21 protein-coding genes are annotated in these 25,086 nt (G+C 74.0%); 14 read left to right on the forward strand and 7 right to left on the reverse strand.

Features of this window, described 5'->3' with window-relative positions:
- Positions 1-44: 44 nt before the first annotated feature.
- Positions 45-1,331, forward strand: a complete 1,287-nt coding sequence (locus ACFY0X_RS13900; protein ID WP_387753444.1) for an MFS transporter — start codon at positions 45-47, stop codon at positions 1,329-1,331.
- A gap of 22 nt (positions 1,332-1,353) precedes the next feature.
- Here ACFY0X_RS13900 and ACFY0X_RS13905 read toward each other — a convergent pair whose 3' ends face one another.
- Complete coding sequence (locus tag ACFY0X_RS13905) at positions 1,354-1,776, reverse strand: DUF4259 domain-containing protein (protein ID WP_387753447.1); 423 nt, start codon at positions 1,774-1,776, stop codon at positions 1,354-1,356.
- A gap of 121 nt (positions 1,777-1,897) precedes the next feature.
- On the opposite strand from ACFY0X_RS13905, the gene ACFY0X_RS13910 reads away from it, so the two are divergent.
- The 8 genes from ACFY0X_RS13910 (at position 1,898) to ACFY0X_RS13945 (ending at position 9,583) form a co-directional block, all read left to right on the forward strand.
- Positions 1,898-2,707, forward strand: coding sequence for a nucleotidyltransferase domain-containing protein (locus ACFY0X_RS13910; RefSeq protein WP_387753450.1), 810 nt, complete (start codon positions 1,898-1,900; stop codon positions 2,705-2,707).
- A gap of 175 nt (positions 2,708-2,882) precedes the next feature.
- Entirely contained in the window at positions 2,883-3,899 is a 1,017-nt protein-coding gene (locus ACFY0X_RS13915) for a LacI family DNA-binding transcriptional regulator (protein ID WP_387753453.1), read from the forward strand.
- The gene (locus ACFY0X_RS13920; RefSeq protein WP_387753456.1) at positions 3,896-5,416 is read left to right on the forward strand and encodes a sugar ABC transporter ATP-binding protein; all 1,521 of its coding nucleotides are present in this window, start codon (positions 3,896-3,898) and stop codon (positions 5,414-5,416) included. Before ACFY0X_RS13915 ends, ACFY0X_RS13920 begins: the two co-directional genes overlap by 4 nt.
- Complete coding sequence (locus tag ACFY0X_RS13925; RefSeq protein WP_387753458.1) at positions 5,406-7,352, forward strand: substrate-binding domain-containing protein; 1,947 nt, start codon at positions 5,406-5,408, stop codon at positions 7,350-7,352. The genes ACFY0X_RS13920 and ACFY0X_RS13925 overlap by 11 nt, the downstream gene beginning before the upstream one ends.
- A gap of 81 nt (positions 7,353-7,433) precedes the next feature.
- Complete coding sequence (locus ACFY0X_RS13930; protein WP_387753460.1) at positions 7,434-8,339, forward strand: ribokinase; 906 nt, start codon at positions 7,434-7,436, stop codon at positions 8,337-8,339.
- Complete coding sequence (gene rbsD / locus ACFY0X_RS13935) at positions 8,336-8,725, forward strand: D-ribose pyranase (protein WP_387753463.1); 390 nt, start codon at positions 8,336-8,338, stop codon at positions 8,723-8,725. Before ACFY0X_RS13930 ends, rbsD begins: the two co-directional genes overlap by 4 nt.
- A 145-nt stretch (positions 8,726-8,870) precedes the next feature.
- The gene (locus ACFY0X_RS13940) at positions 8,871-9,362 is read left to right on the forward strand and encodes a DUF2975 domain-containing protein (RefSeq protein WP_387753470.1); all 492 of its coding nucleotides are present in this window, start codon (positions 8,871-8,873) and stop codon (positions 9,360-9,362) included.
- A complete protein-coding gene (locus ACFY0X_RS13945; protein WP_387753472.1) occupies positions 9,362-9,583 on the forward strand; it encodes a helix-turn-helix domain-containing protein in 222 nt (73 codons plus the stop codon). The genes ACFY0X_RS13940 and ACFY0X_RS13945 overlap by 1 nt, the downstream gene beginning before the upstream one ends.
- Before the next feature lie 97 nt (positions 9,584-9,680).
- Here the strand turns inward: ACFY0X_RS13945 and ACFY0X_RS13950 are convergent, their stop codons facing one another.
- The 4 genes from ACFY0X_RS13950 to ACFY0X_RS13965 form a co-directional block, all read right to left on the reverse strand.
- Positions 9,681-10,166: an iron chaperone gene (locus tag ACFY0X_RS13950; protein ID WP_387753475.1), complete on the reverse strand. Its 486-nt coding sequence runs from the start codon at positions 10,164-10,166 to the stop codon at positions 9,681-9,683.
- Between the two features lie 59 nt (positions 10,167-10,225).
- Complete coding sequence (locus ACFY0X_RS13955) at positions 10,226-10,918, reverse strand: glyoxalase (RefSeq protein ID WP_387754059.1); 693 nt, start codon at positions 10,916-10,918, stop codon at positions 10,226-10,228.
- Between the two features lie 196 nt (positions 10,919-11,114).
- Positions 11,115-11,792, reverse strand: coding sequence for a response regulator transcription factor (locus ACFY0X_RS13960; RefSeq protein ID WP_387753478.1), 678 nt, complete (start codon positions 11,790-11,792; stop codon positions 11,115-11,117).
- Positions 11,789-13,096 (reverse strand): sensor histidine kinase, encoded by a 1,308-nt coding sequence (locus ACFY0X_RS13965; RefSeq protein ID WP_387753481.1) that lies wholly within the window; start codon positions 13,094-13,096, stop codon positions 11,789-11,791. The genes ACFY0X_RS13960 and ACFY0X_RS13965 overlap by 4 nt, the downstream gene beginning before the upstream one ends.
- 124 nt (positions 13,097-13,220) lie before the next feature.
- On the opposite strand from ACFY0X_RS13965, the gene ACFY0X_RS13970 reads away from it, so the two are divergent.
- From ACFY0X_RS13970 to ACFY0X_RS13980, 3 genes are read left to right on the forward strand one after another with little or no spacing between them, the layout of a single operon-like run.
- Positions 13,221-14,168 (forward strand): ATP-binding cassette domain-containing protein, encoded by a 948-nt coding sequence (locus tag ACFY0X_RS13970; protein ID WP_387753483.1) that lies wholly within the window; start codon positions 13,221-13,223, stop codon positions 14,166-14,168.
- Positions 14,165-15,727 carry a hypothetical protein gene (locus ACFY0X_RS13975; protein ID WP_387753485.1) on the forward strand — a complete coding sequence of 521 codons (1,563 nt, stop codon included), beginning with the start codon at positions 14,165-14,167 and terminating at the stop codon, positions 15,725-15,727. Before ACFY0X_RS13970 ends, ACFY0X_RS13975 begins: the two co-directional genes overlap by 4 nt.
- Positions 15,724-16,560, forward strand: coding sequence for an ABC transporter permease subunit (locus tag ACFY0X_RS13980; protein ID WP_387753487.1), 837 nt, complete (start codon positions 15,724-15,726; stop codon positions 16,558-16,560). Before ACFY0X_RS13975 ends, ACFY0X_RS13980 begins: the two co-directional genes overlap by 4 nt.
- A 97-nt stretch (positions 16,561-16,657) precedes the next feature.
- On the opposite strand, the gene ACFY0X_RS13985 is transcribed toward ACFY0X_RS13980, so the two are convergent.
- Together ACFY0X_RS13985 and ACFY0X_RS13990 are read right to left on the reverse strand one after the other, a co-directional pair.
- The gene (locus ACFY0X_RS13985) at positions 16,658-17,551 is read right to left on the reverse strand and encodes an SDR family oxidoreductase (RefSeq protein ID WP_387753489.1); all 894 of its coding nucleotides are present in this window, start codon (positions 17,549-17,551) and stop codon (positions 16,658-16,660) included.
- A gap of 187 nt (positions 17,552-17,738) precedes the next feature.
- Positions 17,739-19,118, reverse strand: coding sequence for an erythromycin esterase family protein (locus tag ACFY0X_RS13990; protein WP_387753492.1), 1,380 nt, complete (start codon positions 19,116-19,118; stop codon positions 17,739-17,741).
- 569 nt (positions 19,119-19,687) lie between these two features.
- Here ACFY0X_RS13990 and ACFY0X_RS13995 point away from each other — a divergent pair.
- Both ACFY0X_RS13995 and ACFY0X_RS14000 read left to right on the forward strand, forming a co-directional pair.
- On the forward strand, positions 19,688-20,395 hold the full coding sequence (locus ACFY0X_RS13995) for a DUF4232 domain-containing protein (RefSeq protein WP_387753495.1): 708 nt from the start codon (positions 19,688-19,690) through the stop codon (positions 20,393-20,395).
- Positions 20,396-20,691: 296 nt separating this feature from the next.
- The gene (locus ACFY0X_RS14000; protein ID WP_387753498.1) at positions 20,692-24,978 is read left to right on the forward strand and encodes a LodA/GoxA family CTQ-dependent oxidase; all 4,287 of its coding nucleotides are present in this window, start codon (positions 20,692-20,694) and stop codon (positions 24,976-24,978) included.
- The last annotated feature ends 108 nt before the right edge of the window (positions 24,979-25,086 follow it).

Raw genomic sequence — 25,086 nt, forward strand, 5'->3', positions numbered from 1 at the left:
GGTAGCACTTTGAAACCACCGCGCCCTTCGAGGGAGTCCCGCCCATGACCTCTCCCGCCCGCAGCGCCACCTCCGCCACGTCCGACACCGCCCTGACCGCTGCCGGCTCCGTGACTGCTGCCACGTCCGACACGGCCGTCACGTCCGAGACCGCCTCCGGGGCCCCACCGCGCGGCCTGTCACCCGTCGTCGCCTGGCTGCTCTCCGTCGCCTGCGGCCTCGCCGTCGCCAACGTCTACTACTCGCAGCCGCTGCTCGACCTGATCGGCCGGGACTTCGGCATCGCCCCGGCGACCATCGGCCTGGTCGGCACCCTCACCCAGACGGGCTACGCCCTGGGCCTGCTGCTGCTCGTGCCGCTCGGCGACCACGTCAACCGCCGCACCCTGATCACCGCCCAGCTCGGGCTGTCCGTCCTCGCCCTCCTCGCCGTCGCACTCGCCCCCTCCGCTCCGCTGCTGCTCGCCGCGATGGCCGCCGTCGGCGTCCTCGCGGTCGTCGCCCAGGTGGTCGTCGCCTACTCCGCCCAACTCGCCGCTCCGGGCGACCAGGGCCGCGTGGTCGGCACCGTGACCAGCGGCATCGTGGTCGGCATCCTGCTCGCCCGCACCGTCGCCGGAACCATCGGCGACCTGGCCGGCTGGCGCGCCGTCTACGTCGCCTCCGCCGTCGCGACCGCCGCCATGGCCCTCGCCGTCGCGGCCGCCGTCCCGTCCGAGCGGCACCGGACGGCCGAACGGATCGGCTACCCGCGCCTGGTCGGCTCGGTGTTCGTGCTCTTCGCCCAGGAGCGCGTGCTCCGCGTCCGAGCCGTCCTCGCGCTGCTCAGCTTCACCTCCATCACCGTGCTGCTCACCCCGATGGTGCTCCCGCTCGCCGCACCGCCCTTCGACCTCAGCCACACCGAGATCGGGCTGCTCGGCCTCGCCGGCGCCGCCGGAGCCCTCGGCGCCGGGTACGCCGGCCGCCAGGCCGACCGCGGCCGGGCCGAACGCACCGCCGGAACCGGCCTCTCGGCGATGCTGGTCGGCTGGCTCCCGGCCGCCCTGCTGCCGCGCTCGGTCTGGTGGCTGGTGCTCGCCATGGTGGTGATCGACTACGGCCTGCAGTCCGTCCACGTCGCCAACCAGCACCTCCTGTACCAAGTCCGCCCCGAGGCGCAGAGCCGCCTGACGGCCGGCTACATGCTGCTCTACTCCGCCGGGTGCGGCGCGGGCGCGATCCTGTCCACCGTCGCCTACGACCACGGCGGCTGGACGGCCGTCTGCCTGCTCGGCGCCGCCACCAGCCTCACCGCGCTCGGCTACTGGTGGGCGGCGGCCCGCCGGTGACCGCCGCCCGGCTCCGCACCGCTCAACTCCCCTCCGCCGGCGCGGCCGTGGCGAGGACCTGGCGCAGCACCCGTATGCCCTCCCGCCACGCCGGGCCCTCCGCCGTCTCGTCCCACAGCTCGGCGAGCTCCGACTCCTCAGCGACCACCCGGTCGAGCGCCTGCACCGCGAGCGGGCGCAGCTCTTCGGCGAGCGGCGGCAGCGGCTCCTTGGGGCCGTAGGCCGTGGTCACCGCCGCCCCGCCGGGGCACTGCGCCGCCACCAGCGCGGCGGCGGCGACCGCCTCGCCCGCCTCGTCCGAGTCCAGGAAGTCCTCCGCCCGGACGGCGCACAACAGCGCCGACCGCAGCAGCGCCTCGCGCTCGCCCGGCGCCGCGTCGTCCAGGCCGCCGCCGAAGTCCGCCGCCGTGTCGTTGTCGAAGTGCCCGATGTCCCAGGTGCCCATTGCCGATCCCCTCACGCCGCTCGTGTTCGTGTGCGACGGATGCTTGCACACCCCACTGACAATCCGCCGGGCCGACGGATATTCGCTGGTCAGCGCGGCACTGATGGGGCATCGTACGGTCATGACGACCACGCAGGGGCTCGACCGGGACGGGTACATCGCGCGGGAGGGCTCGCTCGACCGGGTGCCGCCGGCGTTCGCGCCGGTGGTCACCGCCGCCCGCGAGCGGATCAGCGGGGCCTTCGGTCCGGAGCGGCTGCACAGCGCCTACCTCTACGGCAGCATCCCGCGCGGCACCGCGACCCCCGGCGTCTCCGACCTCGACCTGCTGCTCGCCCTGCACCACGAGCCCACCGCCGCGGACCGGGCGGCCGCCGACGCCCTGGAAGCCTCGCTCGACGCCGGGTTCGCCCAGGTGGACGGCGTCGGCGTGCTGCTCTTCGGCACCGGCACACTGCTCGGCGAGCTGGAGCGCCACGACCTGGGCTGGTTCGTCGCCTGCCTCTGCACCCCGCTGCTCGGCGAGGACCTCGCCACCCGGCTGCCCCGCTACCGCCCCACCTCGCTGCTCGCCCGGGAGACCAACGGCGACCTCGCCCTGGCCCTCCCGCACTGGCGCGAACGCCTGGCCACCGCCGGCACCGAGGCCGACCTGCGCCGCCTCGCCCGCGTCGTCTCCCGCCGCCTGGTCCGCACCGGCTTCACCCTGGTCATGCCCCGCTGGGGCGGCTGGACGAGCGACCTCGCCACCTCCGCCGAGGCCTTCGCCGGCTACTACCCGGACCGCGCCGGCCAGTTGCGCCTGGCCGCCGACACCGCCCGCACCCCCACCGTCGACCGCACCGCCCTGGCCGTACTCATCGACGACCTGGGCCCCTGGCTCGCCGCCGAGTACGCCGCCGTCCACGGCGTGAAGGCGCCCCGCCCGTAACGGCGTCCGACGGCCGCTCCGCCGCCCGGGCCACCGGGACGGTGAGGACGTCGGCACGGCGTTCATCACGATCAGGTTTCAGCCACCGGCCCAGGGCTTGCCCGACGGCCATGTAATCGATTCCAATCGTCGAAACGCATCGATGTAATCGATTCCACAAGGAGGTGGGGCGGCTGTGACGAGCATCAAGGACGTCGCCGCCGAGGCAGGCGTGTCCGCCGCCACTGTCTCGCGTGTCCTGAATGAGCACCCTTCGGTGAGCGAGGACGCCCGGGCGCGGGTGCTGGCCGCCGTCGCGTCGCTCGGGTACCGGCCCAACGCGGTGGCACGGTCGCTGCGTACCGATCAGACCCACACCCTGGGCCTCGTGATCAGCGACGTGCTCAATCCGTACTTCACCGAGCTCGCGCGCTCCGTGGAGGAGGAGGCGCGGGCGCTGGGGTACAGCGTGATCATCGGGAACGCCGACGAGCGGCCCGAACTGCAGGACCACCACGTGCGGACGCTGCTGGACCGCCGTATCGACGGGCTGCTGGTCTCGCCCACCGACGGCGGGTCGCCGCTGATGCTGGACGCCGCCCGGGCCGGGACGCCGATGGTGTTCGTGGACCGGTGGATCCCCGGCGTCGACGTTCCGGTGGTGCGGGCGGACGGGCGGGGTGCCGTACGGGACCTCGTCGTGCACCTGCACCGGCTGGGGCACCGGCGGCTGGCGATCATCGCCGGGCCGGCGGCCACCACGACCGGGCAGGAGCGGGTGGAGGCGTTCCGCGAGGCGCTGGAGGAGTGCGGCCTCGACCTGCCGGACCAGTACATCGGCCAGGGCGACTTCCAGGCCGCCAGCGGCCGGCGGGCGACCGAGCGGTTCCTCGACCTCGCCGAGCCGCCGCAGGTCGTGTTCGCGGCGGACAACCTGATGGCGCTGGGTGCCCTGGACGCCGTACGCGCCCGCGGTCTGCGGGTGCCGGACGACATCGCGCTCGCCGCGTTCGACGACATCCGCTGGTTCGTGCACACGGACCCGCCGATCACCGCGATCGCCCAGCCCACCGGCGAGCTGGGCCGGGCCGCCGTGCGCGCGCTCGTGGACCGCATCGAGGGGCGGGCGCCGCGCTCCGTGACGCTCCCCGCCCGCCTCGTCGTCCGCCGCTCGTGCGGCGAGGTCCCCGCAACGGAGAGGAGCCGGTCGTGAGCGACGCGGACGAGTTGCTGCGCATCGAGGGCGTGCGGAAGACCTTCCCCGGGGTGGTCGCGCTGGACGGCGTCGACTTCGACCTGCGGCGGGGCGAGGTCCATGTGCTGCTCGGTGAGAACGGCGCGGGGAAGAGCACCCTGATCAAGGTGCTCTCCGGTGCCCACGCACCCGACGAGGGCCGCGTCCTGGTCGGTGGCGAGGAGGTCCGCATCCACGGTGCGCGGGACTCCGAACGGCTCGGGATCGCCACCATCTACCAGGAGTTCAACCTCGTCCCCGATCTGACGGTCGCCGAGAACATCTTCCTGGGACGCCAGCCGCGCCGGTTCGGGATGATCGACCGCAAGAGGATGGAGGCGGACGCTTCGGCGCTCCTGGAGCGCGTCGGCGTCAGCGTCTCGCCCCGCGCGCGGGTACGTGAACTCGGCATCGCGCGCCTGCAGATGGTCGAGATCGCGAAGGCGCTGAGCCTGGACGCGCGGGTCCTGGTCATGGACGAGCCGACGGCCGTGCTGACCTCCGAGGAGGTCGAGAAGCTGTTCGTGATCGTGCGCCGGCTGCGCGAGGACGGCGTCGGGATCGTCTTCATCACGCACCACCTGGAGGAGATCGCCGCCCTCGGGGACCGGGTCACGGTCATCCGGGACGGCAGGTCGGTCGGACAGGTGCCCGCCTCCACGCCGGAGGAGGAGCTCGTACGGCTGATGGTGGGCCGGTCCATCGAGCAGCAGTACCCGCGCGAGCGGACCGTCCCGGGCGCCGCGCTGCTGTCCGTGGAGGGACTGTCCCGGGACGGTGTCTTCCAGGACGTCAGCTTCGAGGTGCGGGCCGGCGAGGTCGTCGGCGTGGCGGGGCTGGTCGGGGCGGGCCGTACCGAGGTGGTCCGGGCCGTCTTCGGGGCCGACCCGTACGACCGCGGCACGGTCCGCGTCTCCGGGGCCTGCCTGAAGCCGCACGACATCGGCGCCGCCATGACCGCGGGCATCGGGCTGGTGCCCGAGGACCGCAAGGGTCAGGGGCTGGTGCTCGACCAGTCGGTCGAGGAGAACCTCGGACTGGTCACCCTCAGGTCCGCGACCAGGGGCGGGATCGTCGACCTCGGGGGCCAGCGCGACGCCGCCGCGAGGATCGCCGGGCGACTCGGCGTACGGATGGCCGGGCTCGGTCAGCGGGTGCGCACGCTGTCCGGCGGCAACCAGCAGAAGGTCGTCATCGGCAAGTGGCTCCTGGCCGACACCAGGGTGCTGATCCTCGACGAACCCACCCGCGGCATCGACGTCGGCGCCAAGGTCGAGATCTACCGGCTCGTCAACGACCTGACGGCCGCCGGGGCCGCCGTCCTCATGGTCTCCAGCGATCTGCCCGAGGTGCTCGGGATGAGCGACCGGGTGCTGGTGATGGCCCAGGGCCGGATCGCGGGCGAGCTGTCCGCCGAGGAGGCCACGCAGGACGCGGTCATGTCGCTGGCCGTGAGCAACCCCACTACCGAACTGGAGGCCACCCGTGGCCGCTGAAACGCTCAAGAGCGGTACGGGCGCCGGTGGCGCCGCGACGTTGCGCCGTCTGCTGCTCGACAACGGCGCGCTGACCGCGCTGATCGTCCTCCTCGTCGCCATGTCGGCGCTGTCGGGCGACTTCCTCACCACCGACAACCTGCTCAACGTCGGCGTCCAGGCGGCCGTGACCGCCGTCCTCGCCTTCGGCGTCACCTTCGTGATCGTCTCGGCGGGCATCGACCTCTCGGTCGGTTCGGTGGCCGCGCTGTCGGCGACCGTGCTGGCGTGGAGCGCCACGTCGCACGGGGTGCCGGTGGCCGTCGCGGTGCTGCTGGCGCTGGCGACGGGCGTGGCCGCCGGCCTGGTGAACGGCTTCCTGGTCTCGTACGGCAAGCTGCCGCCGTTCATCGCGACGCTCGCGATGCTGTCGGTGGGGCGCGGTCTGGCGCTGGTGATCTCGGACGGATCGCCGATCGCGTTCCCGGCCTCGGTCTCCCACCTGGGTGACACGCTCGGCGGGTGGCTGCCGGTGCCGGTGCTCGTCATGGCGGCCATGGGCCTCGTCGCGGCGTTCGTCCTCGGCCGTACGTACCTCGGCCGCTCGATGTACGCCATCGGCGGCAACGAGGAGGCGGCCCGGCTCTCCGGCCTGCGGGTGCCCAGGCAGAAGCTCGCGATCTACGCGCTGTCCGGTGCGTTCGCCGCGGTCGCCGGCGTGGTCCTGGCCTCCCGGCTGTCCTCCGCGCAGCCGCAGGCCGCCACCGGGTACGAGCTGGACGCCATCGCCTCCGTCGTCATCGGCGGCGCCTCCCTCGCCGGGGGCACGGGCCGGGCTTCGGGGACGCTGATCGGCGCGCTCATCCTCGCGGTGCTGCGCAACGGGCTGAACCTGCTGAACGTCTCCGCGTTCTGGCAGCAGGTCGTCATCGGTGTCGTCATCGCGCTGGCCGTGCTGCTCGACACGGTGCGGCGCAGGGCCGGGGCCGCACCCGCGGCGGTCGGGGGGCCCGGCGGCGGACGGGGCAAGCAGGTGGCCACGTACGGGCTCGCGGCCCTCGTCGCGGTGGCGGTCGTGGGTGCGACGTCGTTCCTGCACGACGGTGCGAAGTCCGGCAGCCAGAAGGTCGGCCTCTCGCTCTCCACGCTCAACAACCCGTTCTTCGTGCAGATCCGCTCGGGTGCGCAGGCCGAGGCGAAGCGGCTGGGAGTGCAGCTGACGGTCACCGACGCGCAGAACGACGCCTCGCAGCAGGCCAACCAGCTGCAGAACTTCACCAGTTCGGGGCTCGGGGCGATCGTCGTCAACCCGGTGGACTCCGACGCGGCGGGCAACCCCGTGGCGGCCGCGGGCAAGGCGGGGATCCCGGTCATCGCCGTCGACCGCGGCGTCAACAAGGCCGGTGTGAACGCACTGGTCGCCTCCGACAACGTCGCCGGCGGTGAGCAGGCGGCGAAGGCTCTCGCCGACAAGCTCGGTGGCAGCGGGAGGATCGTGGTCCTCCAGGGGCTGGCCGGTACCTCCGCCGCGCGCGAGCGGGCCGAGGGCTTCGCCAAGGGGCTCCAGGCGTATCCGGGGATCGAGGTCGTCGCGCAGCAGCCCGCCGACTTCGACCGGACCAAGGGCCTCGACGTCATGTCGAACCTGCTCCAGGCGCACCCGGACGTCCAGGGCGTCATCGCCGCGAACGACGAGATGGCGCTCGGCGCGGCGAAGGCGCTCGGGTCCAGGGCCGGCGAGTCCGTGCAGGTCGTCGGCTTCGACGGGACTCCCGACGGGCTGACGGCGGTCGAGCAGGGGACGCTGTACGCGTCCGTGGCCCAGCAGCCGTCGCAGCTCGGGAAGATCGCCGTGGACAACGCGGTCAGGGCGATCAAGGGGGAGAAGGTCGAGGAGACCATCAAGGTGCCGGTGAAGGTGGTCACGAAGGAGAACGTGGCCGGGTTCAGCGGCTGAGACGGGTAAAGGGGTGGCCGGGGTGCCCGCGCGAGCGGGGCTCCGGCCGCCCCGTTCCGGATTTCCTGATTGGGGAGTGTGATGTACGACTACGACGTGCTGGTGGTGGGGTCGGCCAACGTCGACCTCGTGATCGGTGTCGAGCGCAGGCCCGGCGCCGGGGAGACGGTGCTCGGGTCGGACCTCGCCGTCCATCCCGGCGGCAAGGGTGCCAACCAGGCGGTCGCCGCCGCGCGGCTCGGGGCGCGCACCGCGCTGCTCGCGCGGGTCGGGGACGACGCGAACGGACGGCTGCTGCTGGAGTCGCAGCGCGAGGCGGGGGTCGACACCGAGGGCGTCCTGGTGGGCGGGGCCCCGACCGGCGTCGCCCTGATCACCGTCGACCCGTCGGGGGACAACAGCATCGTGGTGTCGCCCGGCGCGAACGGACGGCTCACGCCGGAGGACGTCCGGGCCGCCGGGCCCCTGTTCCGCGCCTCGCGAGTGGTCTCGGCGCAGTTGGAGATCCCGTTGGAGTCGGTCGTGGAGGTCGTGCGGCAACTGCCGTCCGGCACGAGGTTCGTGCTGAACCCCTCTCCCCCGCGGGCACTGCCGGCCGAGGTCCTGGCGGCCTGCGACCCGCTGATCGTCAACGAGCACGAGGCCCGGGTGATCCTCGGCGGCGGGGCCGTCGGCGACGATCCCGCCGCATGGGTGCGGGACCTGCTGGCGAGCGGGCCGGAATCGGTCGTGGTGACGCTCGGTTCGCAGGGCGCGTTGGTGGCGTCCGCCGGGGAGGAGGTCGTCCGGGTCGCGCCGGTGAAGGTCGACGCCGTCGACACGACGGGTGCCGGCGACTCCTTCACGGCCGCCCTGGCCTGGAAGCTGGGCGCGGGGGCCCCGCTCGCGGAGGCCGCCGCGTACGCCGCCCGGGTGGGCGCCGTCGCCGTGACGCGGCGGGGGGCGCAGGAGTCGTTCCCCACCGCCGAGGAGGTCGAGGCGCTGTGAAGAAGGGCGGGATCCTGAACCGCCATCTCGCCGGAGCCGTCGCCGAGTTGGGGCACGGCGACCGGGTGCTCGTGTGTGACGCGGGGATGCCGGTCCCGGACGGGCCCCGGGTGGTCGACCTCGCCTTCCGGGCGGGGATTCCGTCGTTCCAGGACGTCCTGACCGGGCTCCTCGACGAGTTGGTGATCGAGGGCGCGCTCGCGGCGCAGGAGGTACGGGAGGCGAACCCCGCCGCGCACGGGTTGCTGACCGGCTCCTTCGCCGAGCTCGCGTACGTGCCGCACGACACGCTGAAGGAGCTGAGCGCGGGGGCGCGCCTGGTGGTGCGCACCGGGGAGGCCCGGCCGTACGCGAACGTGCTGCTGCGGTGCGGAGTGTTCTTCTGAGTCGGGCCGCCGGACCACCTCGCCGTGCCCCGGCGGCATCCCGGTACGGCGCGAAGCCGCCGACCGCCCGCCCCTGCGATCCGATCTTTGCCCCGTCTATCGAAAATCGATAGATTGCTATCGTAGCTCGATGGAAGGGTAAGTCATGGGAAAGCTGGCAGTGCGCGCCCTGCGCGCCGTGCTCGCGGTGGTGCTCACCGGCACCGTGCTCGTACAGGCATTGATGGTGTGGGTTCTGGTCAGCGGGAGCGACCCGGAGGACGGGTCGCTCCCGCTGACCCCGCTGCGTGTGATCACGGTCCTGGGCCTCGGGACGGCCCAGGTCACCCTGGCCTGCGTATGGCGCCTGGTCACGATGGTGCGACGCGGGACCGTGTTCTCCCACGCCGCCTTCCGGTACGTGGACGTCATCATCGGCGCCATCGTCGCGGCTGCTCTCCTGTGGTTCGCGGTCACCGCCCTGAACGCGCCCGGCCAGCGGGACGACCCCGGCGTCACCGTCATCATGGGCGGGATCGGCGTGGCCGTCCTGGGGGTCGCGCTCATCGTGCTCGTCCTGCGGACGCTGCTCGCCCAGGCCGTCGCCCGCGACGTCGAAGCGTCGCGGATGCGGGCCGAGTTGGACGAGGTGATCTGATGCCGATCACCGTCGACATCGACGTGATGCTGGCCAGGCGGAAGATGTCCGTGGGCGAGCTCGCGGAGCGTGTGGGGATCACACCCGCCAACCTGGCGGTACTCAAGAACGGCCGCGCCAAGGCAGTGCGCTTCACGACGCTCGCCGCGCTCTGCGAGGTGCTCGAGTGCCAGCCGGGCGACCTGCTCCGCTGGGAGGCCGAGGACACCGCGGGCGAATGAACCGCGCCTGCCTCCGGCGGCACGAGCGTGTGCCGAGCCTTCGCGGCCCCGGATCCCGTGAACTCTCGCACCGCTGCCCGCGACCACCACGCCGGCCTCAGCTGACCGCCTTCCTGACCAGCGCGCTGATGCGCTGTTCGTCGGCTGCGGTCAGCTCCCTCAGGGCGTACGCGGTCGGCCACATGGCGCCGTCGTCGAGTGCCGCCTCGTCGCTGAAGCCGAGCGTGGCGTACCTCGACTTGAACTTCTCCGCGCTCTGGAAGTGGCAGACGACCTTGCCGTCCCTGGCGTACGCGGGCATCCCGTACCAGAGCTTGGGCGCGAGGCCCGGAGCGGCGGCCTTGACGATGGCGTGGATCCGCTCGGCGAGGATGCGGTCCGCCTCCGGCATCTCGGCGATCTTCGCGAGCACGTCCCGCTCCGCCGCCGCCTCCCTCTCCACACGGGACGAACCGCGCCGCGCCGCCGCCTTCTTCTGATCCCGCGCGTGCTCCTTCATCGCGGCCCGCTCCTCGGCGGTGAAACCGTTGTACTGCTCGGCAGTCGTGCCGGAGGTCTCGGCGGACGTCTTCGTGGTCTGCATGGCGGGTTCCTCTCGAACAGGGATGGAGTCGGGTGGCGGCGGGAGCTGACAGTCGGGGGTCAGGACGCCGCGGACGGCGCCGGGGCGATCGGCGCGGCGGCTTCCCAGGCGAACCCGTCCGCGTCGGTGAAGGGGCTGGTGGTGCCGCCGAGGACGATGCGGTGCGAGCCGGTGCCGTCGGCGGGGACGCCGAGGTCCCTGGCCAGACCGCGGCGCTTGTACAGGGCCAGCTTGACGGGGCTGGACTGGCCGGGGGCGAACTCGGCGTACTTGCCGCCGAAGCTCTTGGTCACGGTCAGGCCCCGGCCGGCGTAGAACCGCTTGGTGGCCTTCACGTCGTCGACGCCGAGCAGCAGGACGACCTCGTCGATCTCGCGGGTGGCGGGGCCGGTGTCCTTCCTGGCCGAGGTCGCGACCTTCCAGATCGTCCCGTCCGGGGCCTGGACGACGCCGCCGTAGCCCCACAGCGACTTCGCGGCGGGCTTGAGCACCGTGGCGCCGGCGTCCACGGCGGCGGCCACGAAGGCGTCGACGGTGGCCGGCCCGGACACCGTGAGGGCCAGGGTGAAGCCGCGGAAGCCGGTGGAATGCGCCTCGGACGCCCGTAGGAGTACGTACGTGTCCACGCCGAAGGCGCTGTAGAAGCGGTGGGCGGCCTCCAGGTCGGCCACCTCGATGGTGACGGACGCGAGGGAGGTGAGGGCTGCGGTGGAAGCGGTGGTGACGGGGGAAGCGGTGGTTGCCATGACCATCACGCTAGGCCCCGTGCGGCGGCCCGTGCTTCTCGATTCCTGACCGGTCCTGCGACCTGCTTCGCCATGAACACCGGCATGGCCTCCACACCGGCATGGCCGGCCCCCGCATCCGCCCCCTGGCGCCGGAAGGCCCCGGGCGGCGGCCTACCGACCGGCTCGGTGGCGGGAAGCCGTTTCCTGCGAGATGCGTCTCTCAGCCGGGTGGGACGGCGGGGCCGATGATCCGGTACCCCACGCCGGGGGTGGTGGCGATGACCGGAGGGGCGCCGAGTTTGCGGCGCAGGCGGCTGATGGTCACCGTGACGGTGTTGGTGAACGGGTCGGCGTGTTCGTCCCAGACCTGTTCGAGGAGGTTCTCCGTGCTGAGGAAGGCGGGACTCGCGTCCAGGAGGGCTTCGAGTACCGCGAACTCCTTGACGGAGAGATCGAGTTGGCGGCCGTCGCGGCTGGCGGTGCGGCGCATCGGGTCGAGTTCGATGCCCGCCGTGCTCAACGTGCGGGACCGGGCGGCGGGGCGGCGGCGGGCCAGCGCACGGATCCGCAGGACGAGTTCGGGAAAGTGGAAGGGCTTGGCGAGGTAGTCGTCGGCGCCCAGGGTCAGGCCGCTGACGCGGTCACCGGGTGAGTCGGCGGCGGTCAGCATCAGGACCATCACGCGGCCGTCCCGCTCGGTGATCATCTGGCAGAGGGTGTCGCCGTGGATGCCCGGCAGGTCCCGGTCGAGCACGACGACGTCGTACGCGTTGACGTCCAGTTTGGCCGCGGCGGCGAGCCCGTCGTGGGCCACGTCCACGGCCATGCCCTGGTCGCGCAGCCCTTCGGCGACGACTTCGGCGAGGGGGCGGGCGTCCTCGACCACCAGGACCCTCAACGTGCCACGCCCGTCTCCGTGTCCGGGGATTGCGCCGTCGCCCTGCCGTCCGTACGGGGAAGGGTGACGGTGACGCGCAGGCCGCCGTCGGGGCGGGCGCGCAGGTGCAGGGCGCCGTGGTGGGCCTGGGTGACGGCCGCGACGATGGAGAGGCCGAGGCCGCTGCCCCGTCCGGTGCCGGTCCGGTCGGCGCCGAGGCGGCGGAAGGGCAGCGCGAGGTCCGCCACCCGCCGCTGGTCGAGGACCGGTCCGCCGGACTCGACGACGAGGGACACCGCGCCCGTGTCGTCTCCCTCGGCCCGTACCGCGACGCTGATCCAGCCCCCGGGCTCGTTGTGCGTGATCGCGTTGTCGACCACGTTGTCGACCGCGCGGCGCAGCAGCGTCCGGCTGCCCCGCACCCAGGCGCAGTCGTCGATCCGGTCCTCACGCACGGTCAGGCCCTTGGCCGCGATGTCCTCCGCCCGTCCGGTCAGGGCGGCCAGCGCGAGTTGGCCGAGGGTGAGCCGCGCCGAGTCGGTGAACCCGCCGTGCTGGGTGCGGGCCAGGACGAGGAAGCTCTCCAACAGCCGGTCGACCTGGTCGAGTTCGGCACGCATCCGGGCGGCCAGTGTGGCCATGGCCCCGGGTACCGGGCCCGGCTTGGCGAGGGCCACGTCCAGGGAGGCCCGCATCGTGGTGAGCGGGGTGCGCAGCTCGTGGGAGGCGTTGGCGACGAAGAGGCGCTGCGCGTCGAAGGATCCCTCCAGTCGGCCGAGGAGGTCGTCGATGGTGTCGGCGAGGTCCTTGACCTCGTCGCCGGGGCCGTCGATGGCCAGGCGTTCGTGCAGGCTGTCGGCGGTGATCCGGCGGGTGGCCGCGGTCATCACGCGCAGCGGGCGAAGCACCCGGCCGGCGACGAACCAGCCGAGGCCGACCGAGACCACCGCCATGACGCCGAGGGCGATGGCGGAGCCCAGCAGGACCTGCCGTGACTGGGTGTCGTGCGCCTGGGCCAGTTGCTGCTCCAGCTCGTCGATGCGGCCCTGGGCCCGTGCCGCCGTGGCGGGCAGACCGGTGTCGCCGTCGGGGGCGGTCCGGCTGGAGCGCGATCCGCCGGATGCCACCACGGCCGCAATGGCCAGCAGCGCCGTTCCCGACAGCAGGAACAGCGTCACGTACAGGGCGGTGAAGCGAGTGCGGGCGGTGCCACGGCGCAGGCCGAACCGGGCCGTGCGACCGCGCGGGCCGAGCCGGGCGGTGCCACCGCGCGGGCCGAACCGGGCGGTCAGACCCGTGAGCCTTCGGGGCGGGCCCCATTCCATCCGCATGCTCCCCTCTCGCCACCGCACCAGGACGCGTACCGGCCCAGGCTAGGCCGAGGCGCCTAACAGCGGGATGACAGGGGCCGTTCGGTCCCTGTAACCCGCTCCGTCACAGGGTGGGGCCATGAGCGATGAGAGTACGAAGGCGACGATCGAGGTCGTAGGTCTGCGCAAACGCTTCGGGCCACGACTGGCTCTGGACGGGATGACGTTCACCGTGCGCCCCGGACGGGTGACCGGCTTCGTCGGCCCGAACGGCGCGGGCAAGTCCACCACCATGCGCGTCGTCCTGGGCCTTGACGCGGCCGAGGAGGGAAGGGCGCTGGTCGGCGGGGTGCCGTACCGCACGCTGCGTCGCCCGCTCCGGCATCTGGGGGCACTGCTCGACGCCTCCGCGCTGCAGCCGAGCCGCACCGCCCGCAACCACCTGCTGTGGCTGGCCCACTCACAGAACGTGCCGTCCCGGCGCGTGGACGAGGTCATCGAACAGGCCGGCCTGGGCCCGGCAGCCCGGCGCAGGGCCGGGGGCTTCTCGCTGGGCATGCGCCAGCGCCTGGGGATCGCGGCGGCACTGCTCGGTGACCCGCCGGTCCTCATGCTGGACGAGCCGTTCAACGGCCTCGACCCCGACGGCATCGTGTGGATGCGCGGATTCCTGGCGGAGCTGGCCCGGCAGGGCCGCGCCGTCCTGGTCTCCAGTCACCTGATGAGCGAACTGGAGGGCACAGCGGACCATCTCGTGGTGGTCGGCCGCGGCCGGGTCCTCGTGGACACCGGTGTGTCCGAACTGCTCGCCGAGGCGTCCGGCGGACGAATCACCCTGCGTACCTCCGCGCCTCCACGTGCCGCCCAGGTCCTGCACGGCGCGGGCGCCACCGTTCTCACCACCGGCCCCGACACCCTCGGCGTCACGGGCCTGCCCGACGAGGAGGTCGTGGCCCTGCTCGCCCGGAACGGGGTGCCGTTCTCCCAGGTGTCCGCGCACCGGGCGACGCTCGAGGAGGCATACCTGGAGCTCACCCGGGACGCGGTGGAGTACCGGGGCGTCCCGGCGGCGGAGGCCACGCGATGACGGCCACCCCCACCCCTCGTCCCCCGGCCACCAGGCGCGCCGAGCCGAGCGGGTTCCTCAGGACGCTGCGCGCCGAGTGGACGAAGTTCCGTACGGTACGCGGCTGGGTGCTCGCCACGGCGGGGGCGCTCCTGGTGACGGTCGTGGTCGGCCTGCTCGGCACGGCCGCCCCCGCCCCCGGCGGTCGCGGCGCCGACTCCGCCTCGTACCCGACGGGCCCCGGCGGCGAGGCCGTCAACGACAGCTTCTACTTCGTCCACAGGGCGCTCACCGGGGACGGCGCGCTCACCGTTGCCCTGCGGTCCCTGACCGGTGTGGCCGACACCGGGACCGGCCGGCCGGTCCAGGGCGCCCAGCCCTGGGCGAAGGCGGGGATCATCGTGAAGGAAAGCCTCACCCAGGGATCCCCGTACGCGGCGGTCATGGCCACCGGCGGCCACGGCGTGCGCATGCAGCACGACTACACGCACGACACGGCCGGCCCTTCCGGCGCGGCCACCCCGGAGTCCCCGCGCTGGCTGCGCCTGGTCCGCTCCGGCGACAGCCTCACCGGTTACGCCTCCACCGACGGCTCCCACTGGACCGAGGTCGGCCGTGCCAGGCTGCCCGGGCTTGCGCGCACCGTGCAGGCCGGGCTGTTCGCCACGTCGCCGGAGGCGAAGCAGGCCACCCCGGCGGGCACGGGGTTCAGCCCCGCCGTGGCCACCGGCGCCTTCGGCCGTCCCGACCTCACCGGTGACTGGTCCCGGAGCGCGTGGAGCGGCACGCAGGTGGGCGGTGACGCGGGCACCTCCGGGAGTTACACGAACACCACCGGGGGCGGCTTCACCGAGAGCGACGGCGGCGGGTTCACCGTGACCGGGGCCGGTGACATCGCACCGGTCGTCGGCGGGCCCGCCATGGGCGTCGGCTTCTCCGTGGAGAACTTCCTGGTCGGCACGTTCGCCGGGCTGGTCGTGCTGATCGCCGTGGGCACGGTGTTCATCACCGGCGAGTACCGGCGTGGTTTGCTGCGCACGACCATGGCCGCAACTCCCCTGCGGGGGCGGGTGCTTGGCGCCAAGGCGCTGGTGGCCGGAGGCGTCGCGTCCGCCGTCGGCCTGGTCGCCGCCGCGATCACCGTTCCCCTCGGGGAACGCAGCGCGCGCGGCAGGGGCTTCCACGTCCTCCCCGTCACGTCGGCGACCGAAGTGCGCGTCCTGGTCGGAACCGGCCTGCTCTGCGCAGCCGCCACCGTGCTCGCTCTCGGCGTCGGTGCCCTGCTGCGGCGCAGCGGCACGGCGGTCGCCCTCGTCGTCGCGTCGATCGTGCTGCCCTTCCTGCTCGCCACCTCCGGCGTACTGCCCCCGGGCGTCTCGGAGTGGCTGCTGCGGGTGACCCCGGCCGCGGGCTTCGCCGTCCAGCAGACCGTGCCGCGGTACGCGCAGGTGCTCAGCGTGTACGAGCCGTCGACCGGCTACTACCCGCTGGCGCCCTGGGCCGGCCTCGCCGTGCTGAGCGGGTACGCCGCGCTCGCCTTCGGTCTGGCCGTGGTGCGGCTGCGCGGGAGGGACGTATGAGCCTCCTGAGCGGTGCGCGCCCCACGAGCACGGCTGACGGCGCGTGGCGCGGGGGCTTCGGCCGCGCCCTGCGTGCGGAATGGACGAAGCTGCGCACCGCGGGGGAAACGGGCAGGCTGCTCCTGCTCGCCGTCGCGCTGACCGTGGCCGTCGGCTGCGGCACCGCCAAGGCCGTGAAGTGCCCGGACGCGGGGTGCGGCCAGGACGCCGTCAAGCTCGCCCTGTCCGGCGTCACCGTCGGGCAGGCGGTCATCGCCGTGCTCGCGGTGCTGGCCGTCAGCGGCGAGTACGGCACCGGGATGATCCGCACCACGCTCATGGCGGTGCCGAACCGGATCATCGTCCTCACCGCCAAGGCGGCGGTCCTCACCGCGGTCGTCCTGGCCTCCGGGACGGTGGCCGTCCTGGTCTCCCTCCTCGCCGGCCGCCACGTCCTGCCCGGCAACGGATTCACCGGGGCGCACGGCTACGCACCGCTGTCCCTGGCGGACGGTCCGACCCTGCGCGCGGCCGTGGGCTCGGTCCTCTACCTCGTCCTGATCGCCCTGATCGGCCTCGGCGTGGCGACGGCGGTACGGGAGGCGGCGACCGCCATCGGGATCGTGCTCGGGCTGCTCTACCTCTTCCCGGTCGTCATCCAGGTGGTCCACGACCCGGAGTGGCAGCGCCACCTCCAGCAGGTTTCGCCGATGTCCGCCGGACTGGCCGTCCAGACCACCCTCGTCCTGCACGAGCCGCCCATCGGCCCATGGGCCGGCCTGGGCGTGCTCGCCGCGTGGGCCGCGGGCGCGCTGCTGGTCGCCGGCCTGCTGCTGCGCGGGCGCGACGCGTAGCCGGACCGAGGCTTCGCTCGTTGCGGATCGCCGGCACCGGCGCCGGTACGCCCGCCGGGCCTTCACGGACCCCTTCGAGCTCGGGTCAGGGCAGCGGTCAGGGCAGCGGGGTGCCGCCGGTGGCGTTCACGATCTCGGCGGTGATGTAGGAGGACTCCTGGGAGGCGAGGAAGACGTAGGCGGGGGCCATCTCGGCGGGCTGGGCAGCCCGGCCGAGCGGGGACTGCTCCCCGAAGTGCGCGACCTTCTCCGCGTCCATCGTGGCCGGGATCAGCGGGGTCCACACCGGGCCGGGGGCGACCGCGTTGACCCGGATCCCGTCGGGGGCCAGCTGCGTCGCCAGTCCCTGGGTGAAGGCGACGATCGCGGCCTTGGTCATCGCGTAGTCCAGCAGGTGCGGGCTGGGCTTGTACGCCTGCACCGAGGCGGTGTTGATGATCGAGGCGCCCTTCTCCAGGTGGGGAAGGGCGGCGCGGGTGGTCCAGAACATGCCGTACAGGTTGGTCCGCATGACGCGGTCGAACTGCTCGGTGCTGATCGCGGCGAGCCCGTCCGGCTGGGACATCTGGTAGGCCGCGTTGTTCACCAGCACGTCGAGGCCGCCGAGTTCACCGACGCAGCGGGCCACCAGCCGGGCGCAGAACTCCTCGTCGCGGAGGTCGCCGGCGATCGGCAGGGCGCGTCGCCCGGCGTCCGTGATGAGGGCGGTCGTGGTGTCGGCGTCGCCCGCTTCCTCCGGGAGGTGGCAGAAGGCGACGTCGGCGCCCTCGCGGGCGAAGGCGAGCGCGACTGCCCGGCCGATCCCGGAGTCGCCGCCGGTGATGAGCGCGATCCGCCCGGTCAGCCGGCCGCTGCCCCGGTAGGTCGTCTCTCCGTGATCCGGCTCCGGCCGCATGGCCTCGCCGCTGCCGGGGTGGAGCTGGGACTGCTCCGGGAACGGCGGGGTGGGGTGCTGCTCGGTGGGGTCGCGCGGAGTGTGCTGATCACTCATCACGGCGAACGGTCCCCTTCCCTGGTTGACGACCATCGGGTTCGGCCTGCTCGCGGGCGCCTGGAGGGGCGCTCCGCGTCGAGTCTCGCGCCCGTGCGATGCGACGGCAACCGGACGGCCGATGGAGGACAGGCAACTGCGGCTGGTCCATGCCCGGGCGGGCAGGCGGCCCGGTGGCTGTCCGGTGCTAGTTGAGCATGCGGGCCGCCTGGACCTGCCGGAGGTGGACGAGGACGTCGTGGGTCTGGGCGAAGCGGATCTGGGGGGCGTCCGCGATGCCGGGGTAGGTGGCGCCGATGTTCTTGGTCGTGTGCGGCTCGGCGAGCCAGCTGCGGGCCGGTTCGGGGGCGTTGCGCAGGTCGACCATGAAGTCGCGGTAGCGGACCTTGTCCAGGGTGTGCTCGGCGGTGCCGGGTTCGGCGGGGCCGACGGCGAAGCTGTCCGGGGCGCCGTCGTGGTTGAAGGCGTTGAACGCGCCGTGGTCGAAGGTGAGGCCGACGCTCAGGTAGCCGGCGCCCAGTCGCTCGCGCAGGAACTCGCCCTGGACGTGGGGGTGGCTGGCGGGGGCGTAGGTCTTGAGGGCGACGTGGGTGTTGTGGGCGGAGAGCATGGTCTTGCTGCCGGTGCGCTGCTGCCACCAGGCGATGTTGTCCGCCATCACGCGGTCGCGGTAGACCATGGCGGCGGGGATGTCCTGGGGGGCGTCCCAGTCGAAGGCGTACAGGGTGGTCATCTGGTGGATCGCGGTGGCGTGCTGGAGGGCCCAGGCATGGGCTTCGGCGTCGGCGCCGGGGTGCTGCCTGAGCAGGTCCACCGCCCGCCCGGTCCGTTCGGCGAGCTCCTTGCGGTCGGCGAGCGGCTTCGCGAGGTAGTCGTTGACGTAGGTCTCGGCGCTGGTGGTGGGCCGCAGTCCTCGGTACAGCTCGGCGATCTGCGCGGCGAGTTCGGGGCTGGACGCTGCCGCGAACGCGTTCACCCTGTCAAACAGCCCGGGGCCGGCGAAGCCGTTGTCGTCGCCGACGAAGCGCACCGGGTCGTCGGAGTGCTTCACGTTGTAGGCGCGCATCCACTGGAGCAGGTCGCGGGTCTCGGCGTTGTTCCACCACCGGTAGGTGCCCTGGAACTCCTCGTCCATGATCTGCTTCAGGTCGCCCTCACCGCGCGTGAGGTAGGCGTCGATCCGCAGTCCGCTGCTCCAGGCGGCTTCGAAGGCGAAGGTGCGGAAGCCCTTCTCCTCCACCAGGTAGCGGAAGACGCGGTGCTTGAGGGTGACGAACTCGTGCGAGCTGTGGGTGGCCTCGCCCACGCCCACCACGGTGGCGCCGCCGACCATCCTGCCGAACGGGCGCAGGTCGGCCACGCCGCCGCGGGGGTCGGTGGTGCGCAGCGGGTTCGCCACCCGGTCGAGGGCGGCCTCGGGGGAGCGGAACGCGGCGGCGTCGACGGAGGCCGTCGCGGCGGCCGGGGCGGGCGGGGTGAAGGCGGAGGCGGAAGCGGCCGGAGCGACGGCCAGGGTGGCACCGAGCGGGACGAGCAGAGCGGCGAGCAGGGCCTTGTGCGTGATCATGGACCCAACCCTCGCTTCCCCGGGGCACCCCGCACCATCCGCCGCACCCCCTGATCGGCCCGGGGGTTAGCCCCACCCGCCGATCGACGGGTGACCGGGACCAGGGTCCCGGTCGTGAGTCGGAGTCAGGTCGGACGACGGAAGCGGGGTACGGAGGCACGGGCGCCGACCGGTCGGCGTCGGCTGGCCGCGCCCGACGAGCCTCCTGCCTCGACCGCCGTCCCCGTCACTCCGGTCGCCGGGCCGGGACCGAGCGCGGCGCATCGTCGGGGTCGCGGTGTTGTCGCGGTCCGTGGGTCAAGGTCGTCCGGGTCACGGGTCTGTACCGGCGGCCGGTGACTCGCGCCGACGGTGCGCGGCGGCGCCGTGAAACCGGCATCCGGGCAGGTCGGCAGCGGGGTGCGGCAGGGCACGGCGGGCGACGGCGCGGGGGTTTCCGGCCGTACGTGTCACAGCACTGTCCTGGGGGCGGCCCGGGCGGAACGGTTCGTCCGGGAAGGCGGTCCCGGTCTTCGGAAACCCGCTCGCACCGAGCACCCGGCACCGCCGCCCATCCGGAGGAAATCACCGTGCGCGTCCGCAAGCTCACCTTCGCCGCCCTGGCCGTCGCCGCCGCCCTCTCGCTCACCGCCTGCCAGGACGACGGGACGGGCACTGCCCAAGGCGCCCCGACCGCGGCCCCGACCACGGCCCCGACCGCCGCCCCGGCCGCGGCCACCGGTGGCTCCTCCGGCGGCGCTCCGGCCTCCGGCGGTCCGGCTTCGGGCGCTCCGGCCTCCGGCGGCCCGGCTTCGAGCGCCCCGGGGAAGCCCGGCACGCCGCCCACCACCGCACCGGCCGGCTCCACCGGGGCCGGGAAGACCGCCAAGTGCCGGACCGCGGACCTGACCATCACGGCCGCGGACCGCACCATCACCGGCGACGCCGACAACACCGTCGTGGTCGAGCTGAAGAACCACAGCGGGAAGGACTGCACGCTGTCCGGATACGCGGGCGTCGACCTGAAGACCTCCGCGGGCCCGGTGTCCGCGAAGCGGTCCGGCGAGCCGGTCGTCGAGGGCGTCGTGGTGAACGGCAAGTCGACCTACTTCGGCATCAGTTACCCGGCCAACACCTCGGGCGGCTCCGGCGTCCGGGTCACCGGCCTGGTGGTGACCCCGCCGGACGAGACCCAGTCGGTCACCCTGCCCTGGCCGGGCGCCGGCTCCCTGCCCGTCACCGACGGCAGCGGATCCCCGGTGAGGATCGGCCCGATGGGGAGCGCCGGCCAGGGCTGAGGATCGTCCTCACCGCGGGACCGGCGCATCGGTGCGGGGCCTCGGCGGTGTCCGGCGGGGCGCCGGGCACCGCCCGGCCCGGGCCGGGACCCGACGACGGTGCCCCCGGTCCCACGGGGTGCGACCGCTGCTGGCCGATTGGAGTGAGCCGCCCGGCCGCGGCCCGGCCGTGTGCTCGGTTCGGGCGTACCTCGGCGCGCCGGGGATCACCGGCCTGTGCAGGCTGGACCGGGTGGGTGGACACAGGCGCGTGCCTCCGGACCACCGGCCCGGCACCGCACTGATCGGAGCACAGGATGATCGGAACCCCCGCACCCTTCGCCGGGAACCACGGGAACCACGGCAGTGACAGGACCGGCGGGAACGCCGGCCCTCCGCAGCCGGCGGACTGCGCCGAGGACCCGGCCGCCGCCCTGAAGCAGATGTTCGTCGACCTGACCCAGGGCGCCCGGATGTCCCGCGGCCAGGACCCCGTCAGACGACCGGTGTTCCTCAAACCGCACGGCGTCGCCCGCGGAGTGCTGACGGTCTCCCCCGACCTGCCGCCCGACCTGCGCGTCGGGTTCCTCGGGACCGCCCACGAGCGGCCCGACGGCCTGCCCGCCTGGGTGCGCTTCTCCAGCGACACCGTGCCCGGCAGCCCCGACCTCGACACCACCCTCGGCATCGGCGTCAAACTGTTCGGCGTTCCCGGCCGAAAGCTGCTGGACGGCGAGACCGAGGCCGGCACCCAGGACCTGCTGCTCCAGAACCACGACGTGTTCTTCGTCGACACCGCCCAGGACATGTGCGAGTTCACCAGGGCCGGTGTCGTCGACGGCGACTACGAGCGGTACCTCCAGGACCACCCGGTCACCCGCGAGATCCTCGACGCGATGGCCCGGTTCGAGGAGAGCGTGCTCACCGCCGACTACTGGAGCGTGCTCCCCTACGCCTTCGGTGCCGAGCGCTTCGTCAAGTACAAGCTGGCGCCGGCCGGTTGCGCGCCGGGCGACCCGGCGGCGGTGCCGCCCGACGAGAACCCCGCGTACCTGGCCGCCGACCTGCGCCACCGGCTCGCGGCGGGCGCGGCGGCCTTCGACCTGATGCTGCAGTTCCGCACCGACCCGCAGCGCATGCCGCTGGACCGGGCCACCGTACGGTGGGACGAGACCGCGAGCGAACCGGTGACGGTGGCCCGGCTGACCCTCCGGAAGCAGGACGTCACGGCGCGGGGCCAGGCCGCCTACGGCGAGAACCTCGCCTTCAACCCGTGGCACGCCCTCGCCGAGCACCGCCCGGTGGGCAGCATCTCCGAGGTCCGCAGGACCGTCTACCGGGCGTCGGCCGAGCAGCGCCGCGACGTCAACGGCGTCCCGGCGGCCGAACCCGGCCCGGCCCGCGAGCAGATCACGCCGCCGCCCGGCCGCGACACCAGGATCGTCCGGGCCGCCGTGCACCCGGCGATCGGGGTGGCCAGGGTCGGCGACAGCGCGGAGGGATTCGTCCTCGCCCCCGAGGTCGACCAGCCGGCCCCGCTGCCCGCCGGGAGCTACAAGGACGCCACCGGTGCCCTGAAGCGGCAGGCCGTCCGGTTCCGCGTCTACGGCTACAACGCGGCCGGCGAGCCGGTGGCCGAGCTGACCGCCGACAACGCGGACCTGCGCTGGACGGTGCACGTCGCCAACCGGAAGGCCGCCTGGTACCAGTTCCAGCTGGCCCTCGACATCCCCGAGGCGGAGCAGACCGAGGACAGCAACCTGCGCAACCCCAAGGTCCCGGCCGACCGGCGCGACCGTCTGGTCATCGACCCCGGCCCCCGGTCGGTGCGCGGCCGCAACCGGTCCGGCGGTCCCGAGCACACCTTCGACACCGGCACCTTCCTGGACCGGCCCGTCTACCTCGGGGAGCTGCGGACCGACGAGAGCGGCCGGCTCCTCTTCCTCGGCGGCCGGGGCGTCTCCGCGTCCGCCACCGACACCCCCGCCGACACCTTCGCCAACAACGACGGCTGGCACGACGACGTCTCCGACGGGCCGGTCACCGCCGAGGTCAGCATCGACGGGCGGCCGGTCCCGGTCGAACCGGGCTGGGTGGTCACCGCACCCCCCAACTACGCGCCCGAACTCACCTCGGTGCGCACGATGTACGACCTCGTCCGCGACGCCTTCGTCACCGCCGGCCTCCTCCCGGAGCCGCCGCGGCCGTCGTTCACCCGGGACGTGCTGCCCGTGCTGCGCCGCCTGTGCGACCTCCAGTGGGTCAACCAGGGGGTGGCCGTCCAGCTGGGTCACGGCGGGCGGGAGGACCTCCTCGCCCCAGCGCGCCTCGCCGCGCTGGCGGACCCCTCGCCCGTCCAGCGGGAGCTGCGCCGTCAGGTCTGGCTGACGATCCGCGACTACGACCGTGACGGCCTCTCCCCCGTGCCGTGGCCGGGCGTGTACGGCGATGCGATGAACGTGCCGGCCCAGTCGGTCCGCCAGCACGTGACGCTCTCCCCGCTCCAGTACCGCCTGCTGCGGCGCTGGGCCCGCGGGGACTTCGTCGCCGACTACGACCAGCACGCCGTACCACCGGCCTCCCTCGACGAGGTCCCGTTCGCCGAGCGGCCCCGGACCCTGGACCGGGCGGCGCTCTCGTTCTGTCTCGCCGACGCCTTCCACCCCGGCTGCGAACTCACCTGGCCGATGCGCCACACCACCCTGTACAGCAGCCCCTTCCGGGTGCGCCTGCGCGATCCGGCGCTGCCGCCCCCGCCCGCCTACGGCCCGACCCTCACCCCGCGGATCGCCCTCTCCTTCGACGGCCCGCTCTACGCCCAGCGGCCCGGCGACCTGACCAGGTGGATGGCCGTGCCCTGGCAGACCGACACCGCGAGCTGCCGGTCCGGCTACGAGTACCTCTCCCGGCTTCGGCACCTACGACCCGTACCTGCCCACCTTCTGGCCGGCCCGGGTGCCCAACCACGTGATCGCCGAGGAGGAGTACGCGATCGTCATGGACGCCTCCCGGCCGATCGGGGAACGCCTGGCCGCGTTCGGCAACCGGCGGGCCTGGCTCCGCTGGCTCCCCCCGGGCTACACCGACGCCATCAACGCCATGGTGACGGACTTCGGCCGGCTAGGCGTGGTCGAGCGCCGCCCCGGGCCCACCGACGACCCCCGCCTCCCGGCGGAGCTGCTCGTCGAGTCCGAGGTGACCTTCCCGCCGGAGCCCGCACCGCCGGCCCGGCGCAACCTGGTCACCCTGCACGTACCGCTCGGCGCCGACCCGGTGCTCGGCGGGGCCGCGACGGCCACCGCCGTCACCATGGCGGAGCTGCCCGACGAGGAGGTCTCGGCGGGCTACATCGACAAGGTCAAGCGTCTGCGGCGGGACCGGTGACGGACCGCCCGGGCCCGCCGGGGCCCGTCGACGCCGTCGTGGCGGGCGGCGGCCCGGCGGGCTCCGTCGCGGCCCTGGTCCTGGCCGCCGCCGGCCGGCGGGTCCTGCTCCTCGACCCCGGCGGGCGCCCCTCGCCGCCCGCCGGGCGCGGCGCGTTCAAGATCGGGGAGTCGCTGCCGCCCGCCGCCCGCCCGCTGCTGCGCGACCTCGGGCTGCTGGACGGCTTCCTGGCCGCCGGGCACCCCGCGTCCACGGGCACGTACGCCGCCTGGGGTTCGCCGGCGCTGCACGGCATCAGCCACGTGTTCGACCCGTACGGGCACGGCTGGCACCTCGACCGGCTCCGCTTCGACGCCTTCCTCCGGGACGCGGCCGTGGCGGCCGGCGCCGAGCTGCGGCGGGCCACCCTGCTCGCCTGGTCCGGCGGCCGACTGACCGTCCGTCAGTACGGCACCGGTGCGGACAGCCGTCGCGACGAGGGAAAGGACAGCGGGGCCGGCCGTGGGGCCGGCCCCGTGGCGGAGCTGCACACCCGCTGGACGGTCGACGCCACCGGGCGGAGCTGCGTCATCGGCCGCCGGCACGGCCGCCGCCACCGGCAGGACCGGCTCGTCGCCGTCTACGCCGTCCTCCCCGGCCGCCGCGCGGCCGGCGGCGCGGGCCCGGAGGACGCCGAGGCCCGCACGCTCGTCGAGGCGGCACCCGACGGCTGGTGGTACACCGCCCCGGTCCCGGCCGGACGCCTGGTCGCCCACCTGACCGACCCCGACCTCGCCGCCCCCGCCCTCCGCACCCCGCAGGGCTTCTGGCACGCCGCCACCCACACCGACCACGTCCGCCGGCGCCTGGACGGCTACGACCCCGCCGCAACCCCCTCGCCGCGCTGGGCACCCGCCCACGGCGTGCGGCTGGGCCCGGCCGCCGGCCCGGGCTGGGTGGCGGCCGGGGACGCCGCGCTCGCCTTCGACCCGCTCTCCTCACAGGGCATCCTCACCGCGCTGCACACCGGCGCCCGCGCCGGGCGGACCGTTGCCGCGTGCCTGGCCGCCCCGGCCCGCGCGGCGGCCGCCCTCGCCGACTACACGGCGTTCCTGGACGGCGTCGCGGACGCCTACCGGAGGAACCACGCGTACACGTACGACCAGGAGCGGCGCTGGCCGTCGAGCCCGTTCTGGCGACGCCGCCGAACGGGCGGGGCGCCTCTGCGCGGCGGTGCGTGACGCCCCCGGCGCGGCGCCCGCCTGACACCCGCGTGACGCCGTCCGGGCCGCGTCCGCCCGGCAGGGGCGGCCCGGACGGGGCACCGGCCGTCGGCGGCCGGGCGGGTG

It is taken from the genome of Kitasatospora sp. NPDC001547 (genome assembly GCF_042894165.1).
In the GTDB taxonomy this organism is placed as follows: domain Bacteria; phylum Actinomycetota; class Actinomycetes; order Streptomycetales; family Streptomycetaceae; genus Kitasatospora.

What these genes read in the sequence shown, in the direction of transcription:
- ACFY0X_RS13940 (WP_387753470.1), top strand. Translation starts at nt 8,871, where the DNA reads ATGGGAAAGCTGGCAGTGCGCGCCCTGCGCGCCGTGCTCGCGGTGGTG.
- ACFY0X_RS13905 (WP_387753447.1), bottom strand. Translation starts at nt 1,776, where the DNA reads ATGGGCACCTGGGACATCGGGCACTTCGACAACGACACGGCGGCGGAC.
- ACFY0X_RS13945 (WP_387753472.1), top strand. Translation starts at nt 9,362, where the DNA reads ATGCCGATCACCGTCGACATCGACGTGATGCTGGCCAGGCGGAAGATG.
- ACFY0X_RS14000 (WP_387753498.1), top strand. Translation starts at nt 20,692, where the DNA reads ATGATCGGAACCCCCGCACCCTTCGCCGGGAACCACGGGAACCACGGC.
- ACFY0X_RS13980 (WP_387753487.1), top strand. Translation starts at nt 15,724, where the DNA reads ATGAGCCTCCTGAGCGGTGCGCGCCCCACGAGCACGGCTGACGGCGCG.
- ACFY0X_RS13900 (WP_387753444.1), top strand. Translation starts at nt 45, where the DNA reads ATGACCTCTCCCGCCCGCAGCGCCACCTCCGCCACGTCCGACACCGCC.
- ACFY0X_RS13950 (WP_387753475.1), bottom strand. Translation starts at nt 10,166, where the DNA reads ATGCAGACCACGAAGACGTCCGCCGAGACCTCCGGCACGACTGCCGAG.
- ACFY0X_RS13990 (WP_387753492.1), bottom strand. Translation starts at nt 19,118, where the DNA reads ATGATCACGCACAAGGCCCTGCTCGCCGCTCTGCTCGTCCCGCTCGGT.
- ACFY0X_RS13975 (WP_387753485.1), top strand. Translation starts at nt 14,165, where the DNA reads ATGACGGCCACCCCCACCCCTCGTCCCCCGGCCACCAGGCGCGCCGAG.
- ACFY0X_RS13930 (WP_387753460.1), top strand. Translation starts at nt 7,434, where the DNA reads ATGTACGACTACGACGTGCTGGTGGTGGGGTCGGCCAACGTCGACCTC.
- ACFY0X_RS13910 (WP_387753450.1), top strand. Translation starts at nt 1,898, where the DNA reads ATGACGACCACGCAGGGGCTCGACCGGGACGGGTACATCGCGCGGGAG.
- ACFY0X_RS13970 (WP_387753483.1), top strand. Translation starts at nt 13,221, where the DNA reads ATGAGCGATGAGAGTACGAAGGCGACGATCGAGGTCGTAGGTCTGCGC.
- ACFY0X_RS13965 (WP_387753481.1), bottom strand. Translation starts at nt 13,096, where the DNA reads ATGGAATGGGGCCCGCCCCGAAGGCTCACGGGTCTGACCGCCCGGTTC.
- ACFY0X_RS13985 (WP_387753489.1), bottom strand. Translation starts at nt 17,551, where the DNA reads ATGAGTGATCAGCACACTCCGCGCGACCCCACCGAGCAGCACCCCACC.
- ACFY0X_RS13955 (WP_387754059.1), bottom strand. Translation starts at nt 10,918, where the DNA reads ATGGTCATGGCAACCACCGCTTCCCCCGTCACCACCGCTTCCACCGCA.